This window comes from Streptomyces sp. NPDC043812 (genome assembly GCF_056436245.1).
The window spans coordinates 1-2,021 of the sequence record NZ_JBWKCY010000091.1 but is presented as its reverse complement, the minus strand read 5'-3'; the positions used below and the strand labels follow the sequence as shown (position 1 = coordinate 2,021).

The following is a 2,021-nucleotide window of genomic DNA, read 5'->3' as shown; positions in this document are numbered from 1 at the left end:
GGTGATCACCAGCTGCGGCACGTGGGTGGAGCGCGACGAGCCAACGCCCGGAGCCACGCCGGAACCGTGAACGGACAGCCACAGCGTCCCACCTAAAGGTTGTCCCGTAAACGATCTTCTACGGGTTGAGGCGCAGGGCTGACCAGTGGGACCAGCCGTTATCCCGTGAGAGCGAGATTGTGGAGGCGGGCGATGCCGAGCATGGCGTAGTGGACGCCGTCGCCTTTCAGGCGGCAGTCGCGGAGGATCTTCCAGCCCTTCATCCGAGCGAAGGCATGCTCGACTCGGGCGCGGACCTTGCGGTGCGAGGCGTTGTGATCCTCTTTCCATGACGGCAGTTCGGTCTGACCGCGCGCGCGGCGATGCGGAATGACCAGACCGGTGCCCCGGTAGCCGCCGTCCGCGATCACCGTGGTCCTGCCGACAGCGTCCTTGGCGCCTGATAACTCCCATGCCTTGCAGTCATTGCGGTTGCCGGGCAGCGGTCGGCCGACCACGACGACGAGTCGGCTGTCGGCGTCGATCACGATCTGGTGGTTGGTGGAGTACCGATAGTTCTTGGACTGCTCGGCTACCTCGTGGTCACGGGTGGGAACCAGGGTGCCGTCCACGATCAGGACAGCGTCCTTGGAGAACCGGCGCCGCGGCCGCAGAGACATCAGCGGGCCGAGGTGGTCGATGATCCGGTCTGCCGCAGACTTCGAGATGCCGAACAGCAGGGCCAGCTGGCGCATCGTCAAGTTCGTGCGCCAGTAGGCCGCGACCAGCAGCACTCGGTCCTCCAGAGGCAGGCTCCAGGGCCGTCCCCGGCCAACCGCGTCGGCCCCCTCACGCCGCAGCGCGGTCACCAACTTCCCGAAGCAGCGCGGGCTCAGCCCGGAGAACGGGCCTATCCAAGACGGCTCCGACGCCATGATCACACCAGTCACACCATGATCATCCAACTCGTGCCCAACGGCCCTCAGCGCCGACTGCGCAACAGCGATCCGAGTGCCAAGCCGGTACCCAGGCCGATCAGGGCGCCGGCCGCCGTCCGCCATACGGGCGCCGCTCCTGCGGCAGGCACGTCGGGCGGACTCGGGGCGACGGCCGAGCGCGTCGGCGGTCCGGTAGCAACAGCGCGAGCGTGCTCCTCGCCCACGATGGCCAGGAAGCGACGACCGATACGGCTTCCTGACGAACTGGCGGTCCATGAGGTGCGGGCCCTGCTCCAGTAGTGCCGCCCAGCCTCTCCGGTGAACATCCCGGACAGCATGTCCCGCAGGAGAGGCTCGCGAATGGTCCCGATCTCGTAACCCATCCACGCGTAGTTCATCATGAGGTCGGCATAGACATGCCGCTTCCGCTCATGGGGATCGGCGATGTCCGTGTCGCCCCAGACAGGCTGGTAAAGCGCCATGTCCTCAAGTTCCAGGCGAACCAGCTCAAGGTAGTAGCTGCGAATCCCCTGGACCTGCTCCGCCCTGGCCTGCCGGTTCTGAACAATCAGCGAACCGGCAACACCGGCCAACGCGAGCGCCGAGACGATCGCCGACGTGAAGCCGTACGCGGCGCCGATCTGACTCAGCCTGTTCCAGTCCACGCCCTTGGAACCGGCGACGTCCTGCAGCACGAAAGGCGACAACAACAGCGCCGCCAGCACGGCCGCCGCAACTGCGACCAGCCCCAGAGCCCTGCCCACCCGGCGAGCCACTGATGCTCCAGCCGCAGACCGATGACGAGCTATCAGGTAAATCACCCCCAGGCGAGCCTGCCCCAGTGGCTAGGCCGAACCATGGGGCAGCCTATGCGCAGCCGTCATGCTCGGCAGCGCCCGCCTGCACCAGCTCACCTTCGCCGACCGGGCGAGCGCCCCTTGCCGAGGAACCGCCGCCGCATCGGCCCGAAGATCGATTACGGGACAGCCCTTAGGCTGAGACAAACTTGATTGAACCGTTCCGGGTTCGGTAGAGACTTCAGATTGTGGTTGTGACCTGGGGTTTCGGGGTTGCGCGGTAGTAGCTGGTCTCGTATTCGACGGG

2 protein-coding genes are annotated in these 2,021 nt (G+C 66.3%); both read right to left on the bottom strand.

The genetic code is table 11. The features are described from left to right. Window positions 1-158 precede the first annotated feature (158 nt). Window positions 159-929, bottom strand: a complete 771-nt coding sequence (locus AC067Z_RS38830; RefSeq protein ID WP_478794349.1) for a transposase — start codon at window positions 927-929, stop codon at window positions 159-161. A 32-nt stretch (window positions 930-961) separates the two neighbouring features. Beyond that, complete coding sequence (locus AC067Z_RS38825) at window positions 962-1,693, bottom strand: DUF6082 family protein (RefSeq protein WP_327592691.1); 732 nt, start codon at window positions 1,691-1,693, stop codon at window positions 962-964. Between the last annotated feature and the right edge of the window lie 328 nt (window positions 1,694-2,021).